Raw genomic sequence first — 372 nt, forward strand, 5'->3', positions numbered from 1 at the left:
ACAGGTCCATCTGCTGATCCTTGATACGATTTTCCATGTCGCCACGGGCACAGTAGAGCTTCCGGTAGAGTTCTTCAGCATCCCCTTCCAGATTGGTGGTAATGAAACGGGGGTTGGGACCACCACGGGTGTATTCTGCTTTGCCGATGACCCGCTGCGCCTGTTTCCAGGTGCCAGCGGCGTACTGGAAGTCCCTGAACAGGGTGACCTTGAAGGCACCATTGTTGGACCAGCGTCTTGCCAGCTCCAGGTAGCCGCTCAGTTTGCGCTCCAGCCGGTTGTTTCGAGCAATGCCAACGATGTACTTCACGTCATGGCGCCGGCACCAGTTCAGTATCCGGTGGCGGCAGAAGCCGCTGTCACCCCGGAAGA

At 57.8% G+C, this 372-nt stretch carries 1 protein-coding gene; it reads right to left on the reverse strand.

The genetic code is table 11. The features are described from left to right. Positions 1-310: transposase (locus Q5Y71_RS17300; RefSeq protein WP_306043310.1), on the reverse strand; the 310-nt coding region annotated here is incomplete at its 3' end. Positions 311-372: the final 62 nt, after the last annotated feature.

The organism is Microbulbifer sp. 2205BS26-8 (assembly GCF_030731025.1).
Lineage (GTDB): Bacteria > Pseudomonadota > Gammaproteobacteria > Pseudomonadales > Cellvibrionaceae > Microbulbifer > Microbulbifer spongiae.